The sequence below is a fragment of the Gemmobacter lanyuensis genome (assembly GCF_014652355.1).
Taxonomy (GTDB): Bacteria; Pseudomonadota; Alphaproteobacteria; order Rhodobacterales; family Rhodobacteraceae; genus Gemmobacter; species Gemmobacter lanyuensis.
Map to the genome: position 1 here is coordinate 109372 of NZ_BMYQ01000008.1, position 19755 is coordinate 129126.

Consider the following 19755-nt stretch of genomic DNA (forward strand, 5'->3'; position numbering starts at 1 on the left):
GCACTGGAAGCGGCACCCTTTGTCGCATCCAGCCGGTTTGCGGCGCAACTGCCTGCCTATCAAGGCGGCATGACCCAGATGACTTCCCCTTCCGTACCGCTGACCGGCCCGAACACCTCTGATCGCATCCTGCCCGGTGCGCTGCTGATGATTGCCTTTTGCGTGCTGGCACCGCTGCTGGATGTCTGTTCCAAACTTGCGACGCAGACGCTGCCCGTGGGTCAGGTGACGCTGGCGCGGTTCGTGGTGCAGTCGCTGGTGATGCTGCCGGTGGTCATGTGGATGGGCGAATGGGGCCGCATGGACCGCAGGCTTTTTGGCATGGTGGTTCTGCGGGCGCTGTTTCTGGTGCTGTCGACCTATTGCTTCATCGCGGGGATTTCCGTGATGCCCATTGCCGATGCGCTGGCGATTGTCTTTGTGGAACCCTTCATCCTGCTGCTGATGGGCAAGATCCTGTTCGGCGAAGAGGTCGGGCCCCGCCGGATTGCGGCCTCGATCGTGGGGTTTGCCGGGGCGCTTCTGGTGATCCAGCCCGCCTTTGCGACCTTCGGTCTGGTCACGCTCTATCCGCTGGGGACGGCGTTCCTGTTTGCCTTCTACATGCTGGCCACGCGCGCGATTTCCACGCGCATGCATCCGGTGCCGATGCAGCTGCATACCGCGCTCGCGGGAACCGCGATCTGCCTGCCGGTCATTCTTTGGGCAGAGGGCACCGGCCTGCCCGATCTGGACCCGCGCATGCCGCAGGGCATCGTCTGGCTCTGGCTGTTCGGGGTGGGGTTCTGGGCCTCGGTCAGCCATATGTGCATGACCTATGCGCTGAAGTTTGCACCATCTGCCACTTTGGCGCCGCTTCATTACTTTGAAATCGTGGTGGCGGTGGTGCTGGGCTATCTGGTCTTCAGCGACTTCCCCAATGCCATGACCTGGGCCGGGATCGCCATCATCACCGGATCGGGGCTTTACGTGATCTGGCGGGAACGGCGCAGCGCGCAACAACGCGCAAGCCTTGACGCCCTGACCGACCCGAGCTTTTAAAGCGCGCGCAAGACCGCCCCGAGGCACTTGCGCGGCAGGATCACCAGCATCGCATCGCTGTCGAAGGTCAGCTCCACATCCCGCGCGTCGGTGCAGTTCGAAGTGCCGATCCGCCCATCGGGCGCAAGGACAAGCCCGTCGATGGGCCAACGCAGACCCCGGCTTTGCCCCCTGACCGGCGCAAGCGGGAAGAGCGAGAGCCGCTCGCCCACCGGCAGGCGCAAGCGCAGGTGGCGCGGCGCGGCAAAGACCACGTCCTTTGGCCCCAGCAGCACGCAGGGCGCGCCGCCATTGGCCCGGTGCCGCACCAGCCCCGACAGCACTGCCAGCGCATGATCGGCCCGCCCCCCCATGACGCCGAGGGCCAGAACCATTGGCGCGCGGATGGACCGCAGCGCCTTGTCGAAATCGGTCGTCTCCTGTTCGGCCAGATGGAGCATTTGGGCGCCTTGCAGCTGCGCCTTTGCCGCCGCGCTGATCGAATCAAAATCGCCGATCACGGCGGCGGGCCTGACCCCCAGCGCCAGCGCGCGATCCGCCCCGCCATCGGCCGCCACCACCATCGGCGCATGTTTCTGCGCCAGGCGCAGGTCGGCGCGCATCACCGGCCCCCCCGCAATCAGCGTGACCGGCGCTGAGGATTCGACAATCAGGGGATTCATGCGGATACTGTTCCCGAATTAAGGCAGAGGGTGGGGCTGCGGGCCATAATCAATCCTTCAAATTACCCCTATCTGTCCATGGAATCGAACCCGGCCCGCGTAAATTGGGCACATGGTTAGTAGAAGGCGAGCGTCCGATGATCGGAGCCAGTAAAATTCTCACGGTTTCCTATGGCACCTTCTCTTGCACGTTGGAGGGGTTTGACGACCCTTTCAACACGATGAAGGCGATTGCCGAATACTTCCGTGATCTGGCAGCCGAAGACCGTTATTTCGGGGCGGAACCGCCGACGCCCGATGCCGCGATGCTGCACAAGATTGCCGAACGGGAAATCCAGCGCCGGGTTGAGGCCAAGATCCAGGAAAACGGTGTCATCCTGCGGGCTGGTGGCGATGAGGCGGCAGCCCAACCCCGCCTGACCGCCCCGGCGCAGAACGCACCGGCCATGCAGCCGTCCGTCCCGCCCGTGGCGGAGGTGCCCCAAACTCCGGTGGCGCCCGCCGTGATGGATGAACCAGGCGAGAGCCTGACCGCCAAGCTTGCCCGGATTCGCAGCGCGGTGGCGGAAAGCCGCCCGACCGCGGCCCCCGCCACGGAATATATTGAGGATGTCCACGCCGAAGCCCCGCTTGCGCCCCTGCCCGTCGCAGAGGATCTCCTGCCCGAAGATGTGATGCCGGTGATGGCTGCAGATCCGCTGCAGGACGCGCCCCTGCCGGAAGACAGCATGGACGCGCAGGAAGATCTACCGCAGGCAGACCTTGCCGCGCTGGCCGCCGAGGCGGAGCAGCATGTGGTGGCCGAAGCCCTGCGCCCGGTCACGCCGGAACCCGATCAGGATTTCGGCGCCGAGCTGGTTCTTGAGGATGCGCTAATTGCCAACATCCGCACCGAGGTTATCGATGAAGCGGCCTTGCCCGATGAGGACGATCAGCCCGAGCCTGACCTGTCGGGCATTCTGGCGGCTGTCGCGGCCCCCGATAGGGCACCTGCGCCCGCGGACGGCGACGGCTTCGACGATGACGCAACGGGCAGCTTTGACGATGACCTGCCGCCGGAGCCCACCGCCGCAGAGGTGCCCGAACCTGAACCCGAAATGGCTGCGCCCTTCGCGGCCCATGACGCAGCCGAAGAACCTGCTGCGGCGCTGGATGACCGCCTGCAGCGCGCCCGCGCGCGGGTGATCCGCATCCGCCGTCCGCTTGCTGCCGAAGCGCAAGTCGCAGATGCCGAGGTGGTCGCCGACACCCCCGCCGCGGCGCCCGTCCTCTCGCCCGAGGCGGAGGCCGATCTGATGCGCGAATTGGCTGCAGTTCAGGCCGAATCGACAGACGCCCCCACCACGGCCGAGCCCACCACGGCCGAGTCAGTGCGCCCGGTTCGCCCGGTCCGTCCGGTGCGCCCCACCCGGCCCGAAACGACGCGCCCGGTTGCCGTTCCGCCCCAGGCCGAAGCGCTCGCGCAGCCCGTGCCCGACGCCGATGCCCATGAGGCTGCCGTGTCGCGCCTGATCGCCGAGACCAACAGCCAGATGGCGGGCCCGGAAACCCGCCGCCGCATGTCGGCGATCCAGCATCTGAAGGCCGCAGTGGCCGCCACCGTCGCCGAGCGTCGCGCCGGAGCCGCCCGCCCCGTGAACGACTCTGAACGGATTGATCCCTACCGCGAGGCCCTGTCCCACATCGTGCGCCCCGCCCGGAGCGAAGTCACCGCACCGGAAATGCTGGCCGAGGGGGGCACGACCACTGTTGCCCGCCCCGCCCCGCTGGTGCTGGTGTCCGAACTTCGGGTGGATCGGGCCGTGGCACCTGCCGCCCCTGCGCGTGCCGCGCCCACACCTCAGTCGATCTCTGATGATTTCGACGATGAGGATGACCTGGATCTTGAGGATCTCGATCTGGACGAAGAGGAAGAAAACCTCTTCGCCGACAGCCGCGGCTTTGCCGAGTTTGCGGAGCGTCTCGGGGCGCAGGGCCTTCCGGCCCTGCTTGAGGCTGCGGCGGCCTACGCCGCCTGCATCGAGGGTCGCCCGCATTTCTCGCGGCCGCAGATCATGCGTCAGGTGGCCAATCTGGTCGATCAGGCCGGGACAAACCGCGAAGACAGCCTGCGCAGCTTCGGGTCGCTGCTGCGGGTGGGCAAGATCGTCAAGGTGAAGCGCGGGCAGTATGCGCTGTCCGATTCGTCGCATGTTCTGGCCGAGGCACGCAAATTGGTGGGCTGATCGCCCACCATTTTCTCCGGGTTGAAGGGCTGCCACCCGCCCCGGAACGCGAAAGGCGGAAGGGTCACCCCTTCCGCCTTTTTCGATGTCAGCGCCCGTCTTCGTCGCGCGGGGCATCAGGATCGGCCTGCCCTACCCCTTTGAAGATGAACTTGAACGGCAAGGCCCAAAGGAAGCCCAGGCCTACATAGATCAGCAGCTCCAGCCAGATCGGCGGGCGGTCCAGCGCGCCCATGATCCCCCAGACCAACCCGATATAGACGGGCAGGCCCAGGATCAGGATCAGCAGCGCAAGCCGCTTGCGGGTGCGATAGCCCAGTGCCATGCGATCAATCCGCGAAGGGATCGGTCACGAGGATGGTGTCATCGCGCTCGGGCGAGGTCGAGAGCAAGGCAACCGGGCACTGGATCAGCTCTTCCACGCGGCGGACGTATTTGATGGCGGCAGCCGGCAGTTCAGCCCAGCTGCGGGCGCCGGCGGTCGATTCGCTCCAGCCTTCCATCTCTTCGTAGATCGGCTTGCAGCGGGCCTGCTGATCGGCGGCGGTGGGCAGATAGTCGATGGTGGTGCCATCGAGATCATAGCCCACACAGATCTTCAGCGTCTTGAAGCCGTCCAGCACGTCCAGCTTGGTCAGCGCGATGCCCGACACGCCGCTGGTGGCGCAGGTCTGGCGCACCAGAACCGCATCGAACCAGCCGCAGCGGCGCTTGCGCCCGGTGACGGTGCCGAATTCATGGCCCCGCTCGCCCAGACGCTGACCGTCTTCGTCATGCAGTTCCGCCGCGAAGGGGCCTTCGCCCACGCGAGTGGTATAAGCCTTGACGATACCCAGCACGAAATCGATCGCGGTCGGGCCAAGGCCCACGCCGGTCGCGGCCTGACCGGCCAGCGTGTTGGAAGAGGTCACGAAGGGATAGGTGCCGAAATCGACATCCAGCAGTGCGCCTTGCGCGCCTTCGAACAGGATGCGCTTGCCCGCGCGGCGGGCGTCGGTCAGCACTTTCCAGACCGGGGCGGCAAAGGGAAGCACCTGCGGCGCGATCTCTTTCAGTGCGGCGATCAGGGCCACGCGGTCCACAGGCTCCAGCCCCAGACCGCGGCGCAGCGCGTCGTGATGGGCCAGCAGGCGGTCCACACGGGTTTCCAGCGTCGCCGCATCGGCCAGATCGGCCACACGGATGGCGCGGCGGCCGACCTTGTCTTCATAGGCCGGGCCGATGCCGCGCCCGGTAGTGCCGATCTTGGCCACACCGACAGCGCCTTCGCGGGCGCGGTCCAGTTCGCCATGCAGAGGCAGGATGAGCGAGGTGTTTTCCGCGATCATCAGGTTTTCTGCATTGATCTCAACGCCCTGCCCGCGCAGCTTGGCGATCTCGGAGACAAGGTGCCAGGGGTCCAGCACCACGCCATTGCCGATGACCGACAGCTTGCCACCGCGCACGATGCCCGAAGGCAAGAGCGACAGCTTGTAGACATTGCTGCCGATGACCAGCGTGTGGCCTGCGTTATGGCCGCCTTGGAAGCGTGCGATCACATCGGCGCGTTCGCTGAGCCAGTCAACGATCTTGCCCTTCCCCTCGTCGCCCCATTGGGCGCCGACTACGACGACATTGGCCATGCCCGGAATCCTTCGGCAAAGTGAAACCCGCGACCGTATATAGACGCAACCCGCGCGAGGACAGAGGAAAATCGCCCCTCGGGCGCGCCATGCACAGGAAACTCAAGCCGCCCTTGCGCGCAGGGCTTCGCCCTGGCGGGCCAGCCACAACCGGGCCGCACGGGATTGCCCCTCGGCCGTATGGCCCGAAAACCCGAGGATGAGGCCCGGCCGCTGCCGCGCGCGTTCGAGGTAAAGGGGGGACAGCGGCCTTGCGCCAAAGCCCGTGGCACGCGCCGCCGCGGCCAGCGCCAGATCATCCTGCCCCGCGGCCAGATCCAGCAGCAGGTGCAGCCCCTGATCGGGCGGGGTGACGGCAAGCCCTGCCGCGCGCAGATCGGCGACCAGCCGGTCGCGCGCGGCGCGCACCCGGCGGCGGGCGCGGCGCAGATGGGCCGCGAAATGCCCCTGCGCGAGAAGCTCGGCCAGGGCAGATTCGCCCAAGGCCGGCGGGGCGCGGTCGGTACGGCGGCGCAGGTCGATCACCGGCCCCAGCAGCGCCTCCGGCAGCACCAGATACCCCACGCGCAGCCCCGGCATCAGCGCCTTGGAAAAGGTGCCGACATAGATCACCCGCCCCGCCGCATCGATCCCTTGCAAAGCCGCAAGGGGCGCGCCGGTAAAGCGGAATTCACTGTCGTAATCATCCTCGATGATCCAGCCGCCGATCTGATCGGCCCAGGCCAGCAGCTCCAGCCGCCGGGGCATGGTCATCGCCACCCCCAGCGGAAACTGGTGCGAGGGCGTGACATAGGCCGCCCGCGCGCCCGGTGCCCGCGCGATCCCCGCGCGCACATCCAGCCCCTCGGCATCCACTGGAACAGGGATCAGGCGCTGTGCCACCAGCGCAGCCTTGCCCGAGGGATAGCCCGGGTCCTCCATCCAGACCTCATCGCCCGGCGCAAGAACCGCGCGCGCCACCAGATCCAGCGCCCCCTGCGTGCCCGAGGTCAGCACCACCTGATCGGGATGCAGCCGAAGGCCCCGCGCGACCTGAAGATATTGCGCCACCTCGGCCCGCAATGCGCGGTCGCCCTGCGGATCGGCGTAGTGATACAGCGTGGCGATGGGGCGGCTCAGATGCCGGTTCAGGATGACCCGGAACTGTCGCAATGTCAGCGGATCGGGAAAGCCCAGCCCCAGATCGCCGGGCAGGTCCATCGGCACAAAGGCGCGTGGGGCCGAAACGGCCACCACCGCCGCCCGCGGCACCTGCGGCGCCACGAAAGTGCCCGCCCCCACCTGCGCCACGGCAAAACCATCGGCCACCAACATCTCGAACCCCGCGACCACCGCACCGCGCGCAAGGCCCCATTGCTGCGCCAAGGCGCGGCTCGGCGGCAGTTTCGCGCCAGGGGGCAACCGCCCATCCTCGATCAGCCCGCGCAGCGCGGCATAGACCGCCCGTGCCCGCGTGCCAGCCGTGGGCAGCACCGGGATCAGCGCCGACCAGTCCGGCAAATTGGTCTGATTTATCTTTGCCATATTGGACCTCTTACAAACCAATTTTGCGGCCTATCAAGGCCAAAGACAAGTGAGGTGACCATGAGCGACTATCCCGTCAGCCCCCGCAACCGCATCAAACGCGTTGGCAAACGCGGCAGCTATGACCGTGCGACCGTGCATGCCATTCTGGACAGCGCGCTAATGTGCCACGTCGCCTATGTGCTGGACGGCCAACCCTATTGCACCCCGACAATCCACTGGCGTGAGGGCGAGACGCTTTATTGGCACGGATCTTCGGCCAGCCGCATGTTGCGCGCGCAGGAACAGGGCGCGCGGGTCTGCCTGACGGTCAGCCATCTGGATGGGCTGGTGCTGGCGCGGTCCGGGTTCAACCATTCGGTCAACTACCGCTCGGCCATGGTGTTCGGCACAGCGCATCTGGTGGAGGACCCCGCCGAACAGGAACGCGCGCTGCTGGCCATCACCCAACGCTTCTACCCCGGCCGGAACGAAGAGCTGCGTCCGATGACGACGCAAGAGATCAAGGCCACCACCGTCATCGCGATGGGTATTGAAGAGGCCGCCGCGAAAATCCGCGCCGCCAATGTCGGCGATGATGAAGAGGACGGCCATCTGCCGGTCTGGGCCGGGGTGATTCCCGTCTCGACCGTGATCGGGACGCCGCAGCCTTCACCGGTGCTGCCGAAACATACGCCCTTGCCCGCGCATCTGGCTGCCTATGAACCCGGCCGCAGGCTGGACGCCGCCCTGCAAGAGACGCAGGCCATTTACGAAAAGGGCTGATCGCCCCGCGCGGGGCGCCGCGACGCCCGGCTTTTCCGGCCCCGGCCCGGAAGGCAGCCGCCTTTGGGGTGCAAGACCGCGCATCGGGCTTGCGCCCCCGCCCCCTTCCGCCTAGATAGGCGCGTCAGCAGCGAATAACGGCGGCCCCATGGAAAACGTCATCCTTACCATCCACCTGATCCTTGCGCTTCTGCTCATCGGGGTCGTGCTGCTGCAGCGCTCCGAAGGCGGTGGGCTTGGCATGGGTGGCGGTGGCGGCTCGGGCGTCGTCTCGGCCCGCGGCGCGGCCAATGCGTTGACCAAGCTGACCTGGATCTTCGCGGTCGGTTTCATCATCACCTCGATCACGCTGACGATCATCGCCGCGCGCGAAGCCGACAGCGGCTCGGTGATCAACCAGATCGGTGGCACCCCGGCGCCGGCCAAGCCGGAAACCCCGGCGGCACCGCTGGGCGGTGACCTGCTGCCCCCGGCGCAGACCGATGCCCCGCTTGCCCCGCCGCGCCCCGATGCCGCGACCGAAGGCAATGCGGCCCCGGCAGCGCCCGCTGCCCCGGCGGCCCCGGCCCAGAACAACTGATCCCTTCGGCCTGGGCCGACCTTCCACAAACCCTAGACTGCGCCCTGCTGACGTCGACAGCATTTAGCGGCCGTGTTGCGCTTTGCCGAATTACTGGCTAAGTCTCAACTCCCGTGATGCTGCGATTCCCGCAGGGCGAATCGCCATATCCGAAACGATTTTTCACGGGAGCCTCCTCATGGCGCGTTATATCTTCATCACCGGCGGTGTGGTGTCCTCCCTTGGCAAGGGTCTGGCTTCGGCGGCGCTGGGGGCGCTGTTGCAGGCGCGTGGCTATTCGGTCCGCCTGCGCAAGCTTGACCCCTATCTGAACGTCGACCCCGGCACGATGTCGCCCTTTGAACATGGCGAAGTCTTCGTCACCGATGATGGCGCGGAAACCGACCTTGACCTTGGTCATTACGAACGTTTCACCGGCGTCTCGGCCCGCAAGACCGACAGCATCTCGTCGGGGCGGATCTATTCCAACGTGCTGGAAAAGGAACGCCGGGGCGATTACCTTGGCAAGACCATTCAGGTCATTCCGCATGTGACCAATGAAATCAAGGACTTCCTTCGCGTGGGCGAAACCGAGGTCGATTTCATGCTCTGCGAAATCGGGGGTACTGTCGGCGATATCGAGGGCCTGCCCTTCTTCGAGGCAATCCGCCAGTTCATCCACGAACGGCCGCGCGGGGAATGCATCCTCATGCACCTCACGCTGCTGCCCTATCTGGCGGCCAGCGGCGAGCTGAAGACCAAGCCCACGCAGCATTCGGTCAAGGAACTGCAATCGATCGGCCTTGCGCCCGACGTATTGCTGCTGCGGTCAGAACATCCGATCCCGGAAAAAGAGCGCGAAAAGATCGCCCTCTTCTGCAATGTCCGCAAGGATGCGGTGATCGCGGCCTATGACCTCAAGACGATCTATGAGGCCCCCCTCGCCTATCACCGCGAAGGTCTGGATCAAGCCGTGCTGAATGCCTTTGGCATTGAACCGGCCCCCAAGCCCAATCTGTCGCGCTGGGAAGATGTGATGGACCGGCTGATGAATGCCGAGGGCGAAGTGCGTGTCGCCATTGTCGGCAAATACACCCAGCTGGAAGATGCCTACAAATCCATCGCCGAGGCGCTGACCCATGGCGGCATGGCCAATCGCACCCGCGTGAAGGCCGAATGGATCGATGCCGAGATCTTCGAACGTGAGGATACGGCCCCGCATCTGGAACGTTTCCATGCGATTCTCGTCCCCGGCGGCTTTGGCGAGCGCGGGACCGAGGGCAAGATCAAGGCGGCGCAATATGCCCGCACCAAGGGTATCCCCTATCTGGGGATCTGCCTTGGCATGCAGATGGCGGTGATCGAGGCCGCGCGCAATCTGGCCGGTCTGGCGGATGCAGGCTCGGAAGAATTTGACCATGAGGCGGGCGCCAAGCGCTTTACCCCGGTGGTCTATCACCTCAAGGAATGGGTACAGGGCAACCATGTCGTCGCGCGCAAAGTGGGTGATGACAAGGGCGGCACCATGCGTCTGGGCGCCTATAACGCCACGCTGAAGGCCGGCTCGCGCGTTGCACAGGTCTATGGCACGACCGAGATCGAAGAGCGCCACCGCCACCGCTATGAGGTGGACACCCAGTACAGGGACAAGCTGGAATCCTGTGGCCTGATCTTCTCGGGGATGTCGCCCGATGGTCGCCTGCCGGAAATCGTCGAGGCGAAGGATCACCCTTGGTATATCGGCGTGCAATTCCACCCCGAGCTGAAATCCAAGCCCTTCCAGCCGCATCCGCTGTTTGCTGATTTCATCCGCGCGGCCAAGGAAAAGAGCCGCCTGGTCTGAGGATCAGTTCCAACTTTCAAAACGCCCGGGCGCCACGGCAACCCGGGCGTTCTGCTTTTCTGACGCGTGACAGAAGATCGCAGCGGGCGCCAAAGCCGCTGCGCGGACAGGAAGTTTCGTGGTATCGTAAGGTTTTATCGCCGGTCATGCCGACCCGCCTGTCCCAGCCCCGAGGTGCGCCCCATGTTCATCCGCTCTGTCCGTGAAGTTGTCGCCGGTCGCAGCCTGCCTGCCGTGCAGATCGGCACCACGGTGCGCGCGGCGGCCCATGTCCTCGATCAGTTCAACATCGGCGCGCTGCTGGTGCTTGAGGGCACGCGGCTGGTGGGGGTGATGTCGGAACGTGATGTGATCCGCCGTTGCATCGGCCATGACGAAAACCCCGACACGACCTGCGTCGAAGATATCATGACCCCCGACCCCAAGACGGTTGAGGCCGAGGCCGGGCTGAATGATGCGCTGGCCATCATGTCAGAGGGGCATTTCCGCCATATGCCCGTGATGGATCAGGGCGAGGTGATCGCGCTGCTGTCGATCCGTGACATTCCGACGGAATACCGTCTGATGTATGAACGCTTTCAGGAATACCGCGCCTCGCGGGGCTGAGCGCATGAAAAAGGGCGACCCCGCGGGGCCGCCCTATCGTTTCAGATCAGGGGCCGATCAGGCGCCAAGCGCGCTCAGCAGCACCGGCTCGACCTCGTGGAAGCCTTCCCAGATCATCTTCAGCGCAACATAAAGGATGATCACCAAGCCGATATAGGCGATCCAGCGGTGACGGTTCAGCAGCTTGGCGATGAAGCTTGCGGCAAGACCCATCAGTGCGATCGACAGGATCAGCCCGATCACCAGTACCGAGGTATGTTCCCGCGCCGCCCCGGCGACGGCCAGCACGTTATCAAGACTCATCGAGACATCGGCGACGACGATCTGCAGCGCCGCCTGGGCAAAAGTCTTGCGCGGCTGGCCGCCCGCGATCTGACCATCCCGGTTCACGTCCTCGCCCGTCAGCGCCTCTTCGGCGGCAACCTCGGCGTCATGGCCTTCGCGCAGTTCGCGCCACATCTTCCAGCAGACCCAGAGCAGCAGGATGCCCCCGGCCAGCAAGAGCCCCACGATCTGCAAAAGATGCGTGGTCAGCGCGGCAAAGCCGATCCGCAGCACCGTGGCCGCGATGATCCCCACGAAGATCGCGCGGGCACGCTGATCCTTGGGCAAGCCCGCGGCGGCCATGCCGATGACGATGGCATTGTCGCCCGCCAGCACAAGATCGATGCCTATGACGGCAAGCAGGGCGGTCAGGCCCTCGGCAGTGAAGATTTCCAAGGCATATCCTCCGGGATGTCGCCGCTTCCCTAGTCCTCTGCAGGGTATGACGCAACAGGCGGAAAGGTCTTATTTCATTGCGTGGCGCGGCGAAGGCGATTACGGCTGGGCCATGCTGTCCTATCAACACATCTATCACGCCGGGAACCTGGCAGACGTGCAAAAGCACGCCCTGCTGTGTCATGTCCTTGACTACATGACCCAGAAGGACAAGCCGCTGACCTATATCGAAACCCATGCCGGACGGGGGCTTTATGACCTGTCCAGCCATGAAGCCGAAAAAACCGGCGAGGCCGCAGGCGGGATTTCGGTTCTGGAACGCAAGCTCCGCCCCAGTCACCCCTATCGCAAACGTCTGGCCGAGGTGCGCGCCCGCCACGGTGCCAGCGCCTATCCGGGCTCGCCCCTGCTGGCCGTATTGTCGCTGCGCCCGACCGACCAGATCCACCTGTCAGAGCTGCATCCGCAGGAACACCACGGGCTTTACCTGTCCATGGCGGATTTCCCGGTGCATCTCTATCAGCGCGACGGGCTGCAGCAGGCGCTGGCGCTGACGCCCCCGACCCCGCGCCGCGGGGTGATGCTGATCGACCCGTCCTATGAGATCAAGGACGACTATGTCACCATCCCCAAGCTGTTCGCCGCCGTGGGGCGCAAGTGGAATGTGGGGGTGCTGATGCTCTGGTATCCGATCCTGACCTCGGGCGCACATCTTGAGATGCTTGCGACGATGGAGGAAAATCACCCTGACCACCTGCGCCATGAGGTCCGCTTCCCGCCCGTGCGGGAAGGGCATCGCATGATCGGATCGGGGATGTTCATCGTCAATCCGCCTTGGGGCACGGCCGAGGCGGCAGCCGAAATCACCGACCTGTTCAAAAAGCTCTGATCCGCGATGCTGGCCTTTCACACGCTTGATGTCTTTACCGACACCGCCTTCACCGGCAATCCGCTGGCTGTGGTGCTGGGGGCCGATGCGCTGACAACGGCGCAGATGCAGATCATCGCGCGGGAATTCAACCTGTCCGAGACGATCTTCGTGCAGGCCCCGGCACAGCCCGGCCACCGCGCGCGGGTGCGGATTTTCCTGCCAGGGGCCGAGATCCCCTTTGCCGGCCATCCGACGCTGGGCTGCGCGATCCTACTGGCCGAGGAAGACCACCCCGCGGGCGATTTCGACACCGTGCTGGTGCTGGAGGAAGAGGCCGGTCTGGTGCCGGTGCGCGTCACCCGCCGGGGCGATGTGACCGAGGCCGAATTCACCGCCCCCGTGCTGCCCCATGCCTTTGCAGGATCGGCGCCGCCCGCGCTGGTCGCGAAGGCGCTCGACCTTGCCGAGGATGAGGTGGGGTTTGGCGCCCATCGGCCCGCGCTTTGGCAGGGGGGGCCGGCCTTCCTGTTCGTGCCGGTGGCGGATCTGGATTGCCTCGCCCGCGCCCGCCCGATGGAACCGCATTGGTCCGCTCTGCGCGCGGCGGCGGGGGTGGACAGCGCCTATCTTTACACCCCCGGCACCGACTGCGATTTCCGCGCGCGGCTGTACTGGCCCGGCGCGGGCGTGTCAGAAGACCCGGCAACCGGATCGGCCAGCGCCATTCTGGCCGCGCAATTGCAGGCCTCGGGCGATCTGACACCGGGCACCCATCGCTTCCATCTACGGCAGGGCATTGAAATGGGCCGCCCGTCAGACCTGCGCCTGACGATCGAGGTCGGCGCCGATGGCCCGACCGCGATCCGCATCGGCGGGCAGGCCGTGCGGATTTCGCAGGGCAAGATCCGGGTTCCGACCAAGCCGCTGTGATTGGACAGCGCCGCGCAGGGCCGCTAATCTGCCGGAATGTTTGAAAACCTTCTGCGTCGTCTGCTGACACCCGCCCCCGACCGCCTGGATGCCACCGATGCCCCCTTGGCGCTGGCGGCGCTTCTGGTGCGCGTCGCGCGCGCAGACGGGCATTATACCGAGGCCGAGCGCGCGCGAATCGACCGCGTTCTGGCGCGGCTTTACGCGCTTTCGCCCTTTGCCGCCGCCGATCTGCAGGGCCGCGCCGCCGTGCTTGAGGCCGAGGCCCCCGATACCGTCCGCTTCACCCGTGCGTTGAAAGAGACCGTGCCGCTGGACGACCGCGCCGGTCTGATCGAGGCGCTGTGGTCGGTCGCGCTGTCAGATGGCAGCCGGGGCGAGGAAGAGGATCAGGTGATCCGCCTTGTCGCCTCGCTTCTGGGGCTGACGGATCGGGATTCGGCGCTGGCCCGACAGCGCAGCGCGACGCAGGGCTGACCTCGGCCCAAAGGTTCCCGCGTGAGGCGCAAAAACCCTGCGGCATTCTGCCCGTGCGTTGCGCATTACGTTCAGTCAGATTGACCAAACTGGTGGCAAATCGGATTGTTTCGGCACAAATGCCGTTGCAAGGGGCCAGAAATTCCGCCCTACTTGCCCCCAAGGGAGCCTTGATGGCCAACGACAAGCGAGAAACCGTGACTGCCGAACGTAATTCCGTCTCTCCGGCGACTGACGCGCCGGTCATTGAAATTCGTGACCTCCACAAGAGCTATGGCCAGCTGGAGGTCTTGAAGGGTGTTGATCTCAAGGCACCGCGGGGCAATGTGATTTCGCTCATCGGGTCTTCGGGATCGGGCAAATCCACCCTGCTCCGGTGCTGCAACCTGCTGGAAGACAGCCAGCAGGGCGAGATCCTGTTCGAAGGTGAGGCCGTCCATTGGCGCGGCACGGGCCTGAACCGCCACCCCGCAGACAAAGCGCAGGTGCTGCGTATCCGGACAAACCTTTCGATGGTGTTCCAGCAGTTCAACCTTTGGTCACATATGACCATTCTGCAGAACGTGATGGAAGCGCCGCTGACCGTGATGAAGCGCGACCCTGCCGAAGTGGAAGAAAAGGCGCGGCATTATCTTGCCAAAGTGGGCATTGCCGACAAGGCGGATGCCTGGCCCGCGATGCTTTCGGGCGGTCAGCAGCAACGCGCCGCGATTGCCCGCGCCCTGTGCATGGAGCCGCGCGCGCTTCTGTTCGATGAACCGACCTCCGCGCTCGACCCCGAGCTGGAGCAAGAGGTCGTCAAGGTCATCAAGGCCCTTGCAGAAGAAGGCCGGACGATGATCATCGTAACCCATGACATGAAGATGGCGGCGGATGTGTCCGACCACGTCGTCTTCCTGCACAAGGGCAAGATCGAGGAGGAAGGCCCGCCCGATCAACTCTTCGGAAACCCGCAGACCGAACGCCTGCGCGGCTTCCTGTCGGCCACCATGGCCTGACCCGAAAGGGGCCGCTGACGCCACCACATCACCAACGGGAGAACAAGAATGAAGAAACTTCTGCTCGCCACCACCCTGCTGGCCCTGACCGGCGGCGCCGCTGCCGCCGAAACCATCCGCCTTGGCACCGAGGGCGCCTACCCGCCCTTCAACTTCATCGATGATCAGGGCAATGTCGCGGGCTTTGAGCGTGAGCTGGGCGATGAGCTGTGCAAGCGCGCCGGTCTGACCTGCGAATGGGTCACCAATGACTGGGATTCGATCATCCCGAACCTGCAGTCGGGCAACTATGACGTGATCATCGCCGGCATGTCGATCACCGATGAGCGCGAGAAGGTCGTCGATTTCTCGGAAAACTACGTCCCGCCGGCCGATAGCGCCTATGTGGGCCTGACCGCCGATGCGGATGTGAAGGGCGGCGTCGTTTCGGCGCAGGTTGGCACCATCCAGGCGGGCTATGTCGCGGAATCGGGCGCAACCCTGCTGGAATTCCCGACGCCGGATGAAACCGTGGCCGCCGTCCGCAACGGCGAGGCGGTCGCCGTCTTTGCCGACAAGGACTTCCTCGCCCCCTATGTGGCCGAATCGAATGGCGAGCTGACCTATGTGGGCGACGCCATCGCCCTTGGCGGCGGTGTCGGTCTGGCCTTCCGCGACAGCGATGACGAGCTGCGTGAAAAGTTCAACGCCGCCATCCGCGCAATGAAGGCCGAAGGCGCCCTCAACCCGCTGATCGAAAAGCACTTTGGCCCCGAAGCCAAGAAGTTCTGATCTGCCTTTGCCCCTGCTGCCCATGTGGCGGCAGGGGCCTTTGCCTTTCCCCCTCGGATCCCCCAAATGTTCAGCAGCTGCGCCGACCCCAAGACGCTTGAGGGCCTCTCCTGGCTCGTGTGCTACCTCACCTCGGGCAAGCACATCGATTTCTACTGGTCCTTCCTGACGGTGCTGACGCTGCTGGCGGTCACCGCCCCCGTGGCGCTCACCTTCGGCTTTGGCGGGGCGATGGCCGCGCGCAGTCATGTGGCCCCGGTGCGGCTGGTCGGTAAGACCTATACGGCAATGGTGCGAGGCGTGCCGGATATCGTTTTCTTCCTGTTCTTCGTGATCGCGCTCGATCAGGGGATCGAATGGATGAAGCATCAGGTCGTCTGCCCCGACTGGACGCAGCCGATCCGGCAGGGGCTGGAATTCCGTGTCTGCCCCGAGGCCAAGGTGCCTTCGAACAGCTCGGCGCAGATCTGGCACCAGCTTTATGGTTTCGCGCTGGCCGTCTTTACCTTTGCCATCGTCTTTGGCGCCTTTGCTGCCAATGTGCTTTACGGTGCGATGAATGCGGTGCCGCGGGCGCAGCTCGAAACCGCCGAGAGCTATGGCATGACCCCGCGGCAGGTCTTCCGCCGCATCCTTGTGCCGCAGATGTGGGTCTATGCGTTACCGGGGCTGTCGAATCTGTGGATGATCCTGATCAAGGCCACGCCGCTGTTGTTCCTGCTGGGGGTCAAGGACATCGTCTATTGGGCGCGCGAGCTGGGCAGCGCCAAGACGCAGGCCTATGCCTATCCGCATCCGGACTGGCGGCTTTGGTACTTCCTTTTCCTGATGGTCTGCTATCTTCTGATGACGCGCCTTTCTGAAATCGTGCTGAACAAACTGGCCAAACGGCTCAACCACGGTCAGGCCACCGCCGCCGGTGAAGCGATGCGGAGGACCGCGCAATGACCTGCTGGGAAACCATTGGCGCCTATGCCTTCCGCAGCCTCGGCTTTGGCGAAAAGCTGTTGCCGCGCACGGACTTCACGCTTTGCCAGCAGTTCACGCTGATCGGGTCGGGGCTGATCTGGAACGTCTATTTCGGCGCTCTGGCGCTGATGCTGGGGTTCTTCCTGTCCAACGCGCTGGCGCTATCCAAGGCCTCGCACAAGCCCTGGGCGCGCAAACCGGCGGAATGGTTCATCTTCGTTTTCCGTGGCTCGCCACTGTTCATCCAATTCTTCCTAGCCTATTCGGCACTGGTGATGCTGCCGCGCGGTGGTGTGGATGTGCTGGGGCTGCATCTCCCGACCTCGTGGATGACCTCGGCCTGGGCGGGGGCGCTGTTCGTGCTGTTCCTGAACACCTCGGCCTATGCCGCGGAAATCTTCTATGGCGCGCTGATGTCGGTGCCGAAGGGCGATCTGGAGGCGGCCGAGGCCTATGGCATTTCCGGCTGGGCCAAGTTCCGGCGCATCCAGTGGCCCACCATGCTGCGGCTCGCGTGGCCCGCCTATACGAATGAGGCGATCTTCCTCTTCCATGCCACGACGCTGGTATTCTTTTCCGGCTTCCCGGCATTCCAGCAGCGGGGCGATGCGCTCTATTACGCCAACTACTTCGCGGACAAGACCTTCAACCCCTTCGTGCCCTATCCGATCGTGGCCTTCTACTTCATCCTGCTGACCGGCACGCTGATCGGGATCTTCGGTCTGGTGAACCGAAGGCTCAATCGCCACCTGCCGTCGAACACGCGCAGCAAAATTCGCTTGCGTCCGCAGCTGATCCGATAGTAGCCTAGTTTTGATCAAATTCTTCGGGCCGTCGCCCGAACCGCACCAAAGGTGTGGCGTCCCCTGCCCCGATGGGCGGGCGCGGATGGCAAGGATCAAACAAGGGAGAACGGACCAAGGGCATGGTCCCCATCCCCACGCCAAGGGCCAGCGCGCCCTCTGTGTGGAAGGGTGTTCCCGTGCCCCAGTGTCTTGACGACAACATGAATATGAAGGACTGGCTCAGGAAACACCCCGAGGTTCGCACGATCCGTGTGGCTGCGGCGGATCTGAACGGACAGGCGCGGGGCAAACGGGTGCCCGCGCGTTTTGCGGAAAGCGTGGTCAAGAACGGCACGCGGTTCCCTTTTTCCGTGCTGAACCTCGACATCTGGGGGGAAGACATTGATGACAGCCCGCTCGTCTTCGAACAGGGCGATCAGGACGGCGTGCTGAAACCCACCGAGCGCGGGTTCATGCCGATGCCTTGGCTTGAGGCGCCGACGGCGCTGCTGCCGATCTGGATGTTCCGCGAAAATGGACAGCCCTATGAGGGCGACCCGCGCCACGCGCTCAATGCGGTGGTACAACGCTACAAGGCGCGCGGCCTGACACCTGTCGTCGCGATGGAACTTGAATTCTTCCTGATCGACGACAGCGGCAAGACGCTGCAGGTTCCGCCCTCGCCCCGGTCGGGCAAGCGGCGCAAGGCGGCCGAGACGCTCTCGATCCGGGCGCTTGATGCCTTCGACACCTTCTTCACCGATCTTTATGATGCCTGCGAGGCGATGGACATTCCGGCCGATACCTCGACCTCGGAAACGGGACTGGGGCAGTTCGAAGTGAACCTGATGCATTGCGACGATGCGCTGCGCGCCGCCGATGATGCCTGGCTTTTCAAGATGCTGGTGAAGGGTCTGGCGCGGCGCCACGGCTTTGCGGCAAGCTTCATGGCGAAACCCTACCCGGAATACTCCGGCTCGGGCCTGCATACGCATTTCTCGGTCATCGACGAGAAAGGCGAGAATGTCTTTGACAGCGGCGGTCCGAAGGGCACGCAGATGCTGCGTCATGCCGTGGCGGGCTGCCTGAACGCGATGCATGACAGCACGCTGGTCTTTGCGCCGCATCAGAACAGCTATGAACGGCTGGTGCCGGGCAAACATGCCCCCACCTCGATCGGCTGGGGCTATGAAAACCGCACCACGGCGATCCGCATCCCCGCGGGCAGCCCTTCGGCCCGGCGGATCGAACATCGCGTGGCGGGGGGCGACGTGAACCCCTACCTGATGCTCACCGCGATTCTGGGCGCCGCGCTTTGCGGGATCGAGGATCAGCAGGAACCGCCGAGCGCGATCACCGGCAATGCCTATGCGATGGACCTGCCGCAGATCCCCACCGACTGGGAAGCCGCGATCGAGGCTTTCGAGCATAGCGACACGCTCTACCGTTTCCTGCCGAAAGAGCTGATCCGCAATTTCGTGCAGACCAAGCGGCAAGAGCTGCACTATATCGCCGAACTTTCGGCGGAAGAGCGGGTCGAGCTTTACCTCGACACCGTCTGACGTCACGCAACCGCCGGGTGGGGCGCTTCCCGTGCCCTGCCCCCCTTGCCGCAGGCGGGGGCGGATTGCTACATTGCAAGAACATCAAATTCGGAACCCCCATGCTGATCGGCATCCTGCAAACCGGCCAATCCCCTGACGTGCTGATCGAAGCCTCGGGCGATTACCCTGACATGTTCATGCGTCTGTTGGGCGATCAGGGGCTGACCTTCCGCACCTACCGGGTGCTGGACATGCAGTTTCCCGCCAGCGTGGCCGAATGTGATGGCTGGCTGATCACCGGGTCACGCTTTGGCGTCTACGAGGATCACGCCTTCATCCCCCCGCTTGAGGCCTTCATCCGCGAGGCCTATGCCAAGGCGGTGCCCATGGTCGGCGTCTGTTTTGGTCATCAGATCATCGCGCAGGCCCTGGGCGGCAGGGTCGAGAAATTCGCGGGCGGCTGGTCGGTCGGCCCGACGGAATACGACTTTGGCGGCCGCAGCATCCGCCTGAATGCCTGGCATCAGGATCAGGTGGTGGAAAAACCCGCCGTGGCCGAGGTCGCGGGCTGCAACGACTTTTGCCAGAATGCGGCGCTGGTCTATGGTGACCGCATCTTTACCGTGCAGGCCCACCCCGAATTCCGCAGCGAATTCGTGGATGGCCTGATGAAGACCCGGGGCAAGGGCGTCGTGCCTGATGCCCTCATGGCCAAGGCGGGCGCGCGCCTTGACCTGCCGCTTGATGACCAGATCCTTGCGCGCCAGATCGCAGATTTTTTCAAAGCGCCCCGTCAGGCGGCCTGAATCCGGCCAGCCCCCGGGGCCAAAGCCAGAGTGTGAC

20 protein-coding genes are annotated in these 19755 nt (G+C 64.7%); 15 read left to right on the forward strand and 5 right to left on the reverse strand.

From position 1 onward, the window contains the following. Window positions 1-69: 69 nt before the first annotated feature. Window positions 70-1041, forward strand: coding sequence for a DMT family transporter (locus IE101_RS13370; RefSeq protein WP_229804173.1), 972 nt, complete (start codon window positions 70-72; stop codon window positions 1039-1041). Here the strand turns inward: IE101_RS13370 and IE101_RS13375 are convergent. Further along, entirely contained in the window at window positions 1038-1703 is a 666-nt protein-coding gene (locus IE101_RS13375) for a thiamine diphosphokinase (RefSeq protein WP_189634349.1), read from the reverse strand. The genes IE101_RS13370 and IE101_RS13375 overlap by 4 nt on opposite strands. A gap of 137 nt (window positions 1704-1840) precedes the next feature. On the opposite strand from IE101_RS13375, the gene IE101_RS13380 reads away from it, so the two are divergent. Then, entirely contained in the window at window positions 1841-3928 is a 2088-nt protein-coding gene (locus IE101_RS13380) for a hypothetical protein (protein WP_189634350.1), read from the forward strand. An 88-nt stretch (window positions 3929-4016) separates the two neighbouring features. Here IE101_RS13380 and IE101_RS13385 read toward each other — a convergent pair whose 3' ends face one another. From IE101_RS13385 to pdxR, 3 genes are all read right to left on the reverse strand, one after another. Continuing rightward, entirely contained in the window at window positions 4017-4253 is a 237-nt protein-coding gene (locus IE101_RS13385) for a DUF2842 domain-containing protein (protein ID WP_189634351.1), read from the reverse strand. A 4-nt stretch (window positions 4254-4257) separates the two neighbouring features. After that, window positions 4258-5550, reverse strand: coding sequence for an adenylosuccinate synthase (locus tag IE101_RS13390; RefSeq protein ID WP_189634352.1), 1293 nt, complete (start codon window positions 5548-5550; stop codon window positions 4258-4260). A 102-nt stretch (window positions 5551-5652) separates the two neighbouring features. Beyond that, window positions 5653-7074, reverse strand: a complete 1422-nt coding sequence (pdxR, locus tag IE101_RS13395; protein ID WP_189634353.1) for a MocR-like pyridoxine biosynthesis transcription factor PdxR — start codon at window positions 7072-7074, stop codon at window positions 5653-5655. A gap of 60 nt (window positions 7075-7134) precedes the next feature. Between pdxR and IE101_RS13400 the strand changes: the two genes are divergently transcribed. From IE101_RS13400 to IE101_RS13415, 4 genes are all read left to right on the forward strand, one after another. Further along, window positions 7135-7839 (forward strand): pyridoxamine 5'-phosphate oxidase family protein, encoded by a 705-nt coding sequence (locus IE101_RS13400; RefSeq protein WP_189634354.1) that lies wholly within the window; start codon window positions 7135-7137, stop codon window positions 7837-7839. Window positions 7840-7987: 148 nt separating this feature from the next. Beyond that, window positions 7988-8419 carry a preprotein translocase subunit SecG gene (gene secG / locus IE101_RS13405; RefSeq protein ID WP_189634355.1) on the forward strand — a complete coding sequence of 144 codons (432 nt, stop codon included), beginning with the start codon at window positions 7988-7990 and terminating at the stop codon, window positions 8417-8419. A 178-nt stretch (window positions 8420-8597) separates the two neighbouring features. Further along, window positions 8598-10241, forward strand: a complete 1644-nt coding sequence (gene pyrG, locus IE101_RS13410) for a CTP synthase (protein ID WP_189634356.1) — start codon at window positions 8598-8600, stop codon at window positions 10239-10241. 183 nt (window positions 10242-10424) lie between these two features. After that, complete coding sequence (locus IE101_RS13415) at window positions 10425-10847, forward strand: CBS domain-containing protein (RefSeq protein ID WP_189634357.1); 423 nt, start codon at window positions 10425-10427, stop codon at window positions 10845-10847. Window positions 10848-10904: 57 nt separating this feature from the next. Here the strand turns inward: IE101_RS13415 and IE101_RS13420 are convergent, their stop codons facing one another. Next, window positions 10905-11567 carry a TerC family protein gene (locus tag IE101_RS13420; RefSeq protein WP_189634358.1) on the reverse strand — a complete coding sequence of 221 codons (663 nt, stop codon included), beginning with the start codon at window positions 11565-11567 and terminating at the stop codon, window positions 10905-10907. A 112-nt stretch (window positions 11568-11679) separates the two neighbouring features. Between IE101_RS13420 and IE101_RS13425 the strand changes: the two genes are divergently transcribed. The 9 genes from IE101_RS13425 (at window position 11680) to IE101_RS13465 (ending at window position 19718) form a co-directional block, all read left to right on the forward strand. After that, the gene (locus IE101_RS13425; RefSeq protein WP_189634396.1) at window positions 11680-12456 is read left to right on the forward strand and encodes a 23S rRNA (adenine(2030)-N(6))-methyltransferase RlmJ; all 777 of its coding nucleotides are present in this window, start codon (window positions 11680-11682) and stop codon (window positions 12454-12456) included. A 6-nt stretch (window positions 12457-12462) separates the two neighbouring features. Continuing rightward, window positions 12463-13368 (forward strand): PhzF family phenazine biosynthesis protein, encoded by a 906-nt coding sequence (locus tag IE101_RS13430; protein ID WP_189634359.1) that lies wholly within the window; start codon window positions 12463-12465, stop codon window positions 13366-13368. A gap of 36 nt (window positions 13369-13404) precedes the next feature. Continuing rightward, on the forward strand, window positions 13405-13845 hold the full coding sequence (locus IE101_RS13435) for a tellurite resistance TerB family protein (RefSeq protein ID WP_189634360.1): 441 nt from the start codon (window positions 13405-13407) through the stop codon (window positions 13843-13845). Between the two features lie 173 nt (window positions 13846-14018). Next, the gene (locus tag IE101_RS13440) at window positions 14019-14843 is read left to right on the forward strand and encodes an ABC transporter ATP-binding protein (RefSeq protein WP_189634361.1); all 825 of its coding nucleotides are present in this window, start codon (window positions 14019-14021) and stop codon (window positions 14841-14843) included. A 48-nt stretch (window positions 14844-14891) separates the two neighbouring features. Then, complete coding sequence (locus IE101_RS13445; RefSeq protein ID WP_189634362.1) at window positions 14892-15614, forward strand: transporter substrate-binding domain-containing protein; 723 nt, start codon at window positions 14892-14894, stop codon at window positions 15612-15614. 66 nt (window positions 15615-15680) lie between these two features. Next, window positions 15681-16562 (forward strand): ABC transporter permease, encoded by an 882-nt coding sequence (locus IE101_RS13450; RefSeq protein ID WP_189634363.1) that lies wholly within the window; start codon window positions 15681-15683, stop codon window positions 16560-16562. Beyond that, window positions 16559-17386, forward strand: a complete 828-nt coding sequence (locus IE101_RS13455) for an ABC transporter permease (RefSeq protein WP_189634364.1) — start codon at window positions 16559-16561, stop codon at window positions 17384-17386. The genes IE101_RS13450 and IE101_RS13455 overlap by 4 nt, the downstream gene beginning before the upstream one ends. A 209-nt stretch (window positions 17387-17595) precedes the next feature. After that, complete coding sequence (locus tag IE101_RS13460) at window positions 17596-18930, forward strand: glutamine synthetase family protein (RefSeq protein ID WP_189634397.1); 1335 nt, start codon at window positions 17596-17598, stop codon at window positions 18928-18930. Window positions 18931-19031: 101 nt separating this feature from the next. Further along, on the forward strand, window positions 19032-19718 hold the full coding sequence (locus IE101_RS13465) for a type 1 glutamine amidotransferase (RefSeq protein WP_189634365.1): 687 nt from the start codon (window positions 19032-19034) through the stop codon (window positions 19716-19718). Window positions 19719-19755: the final 37 nt, after the last annotated feature.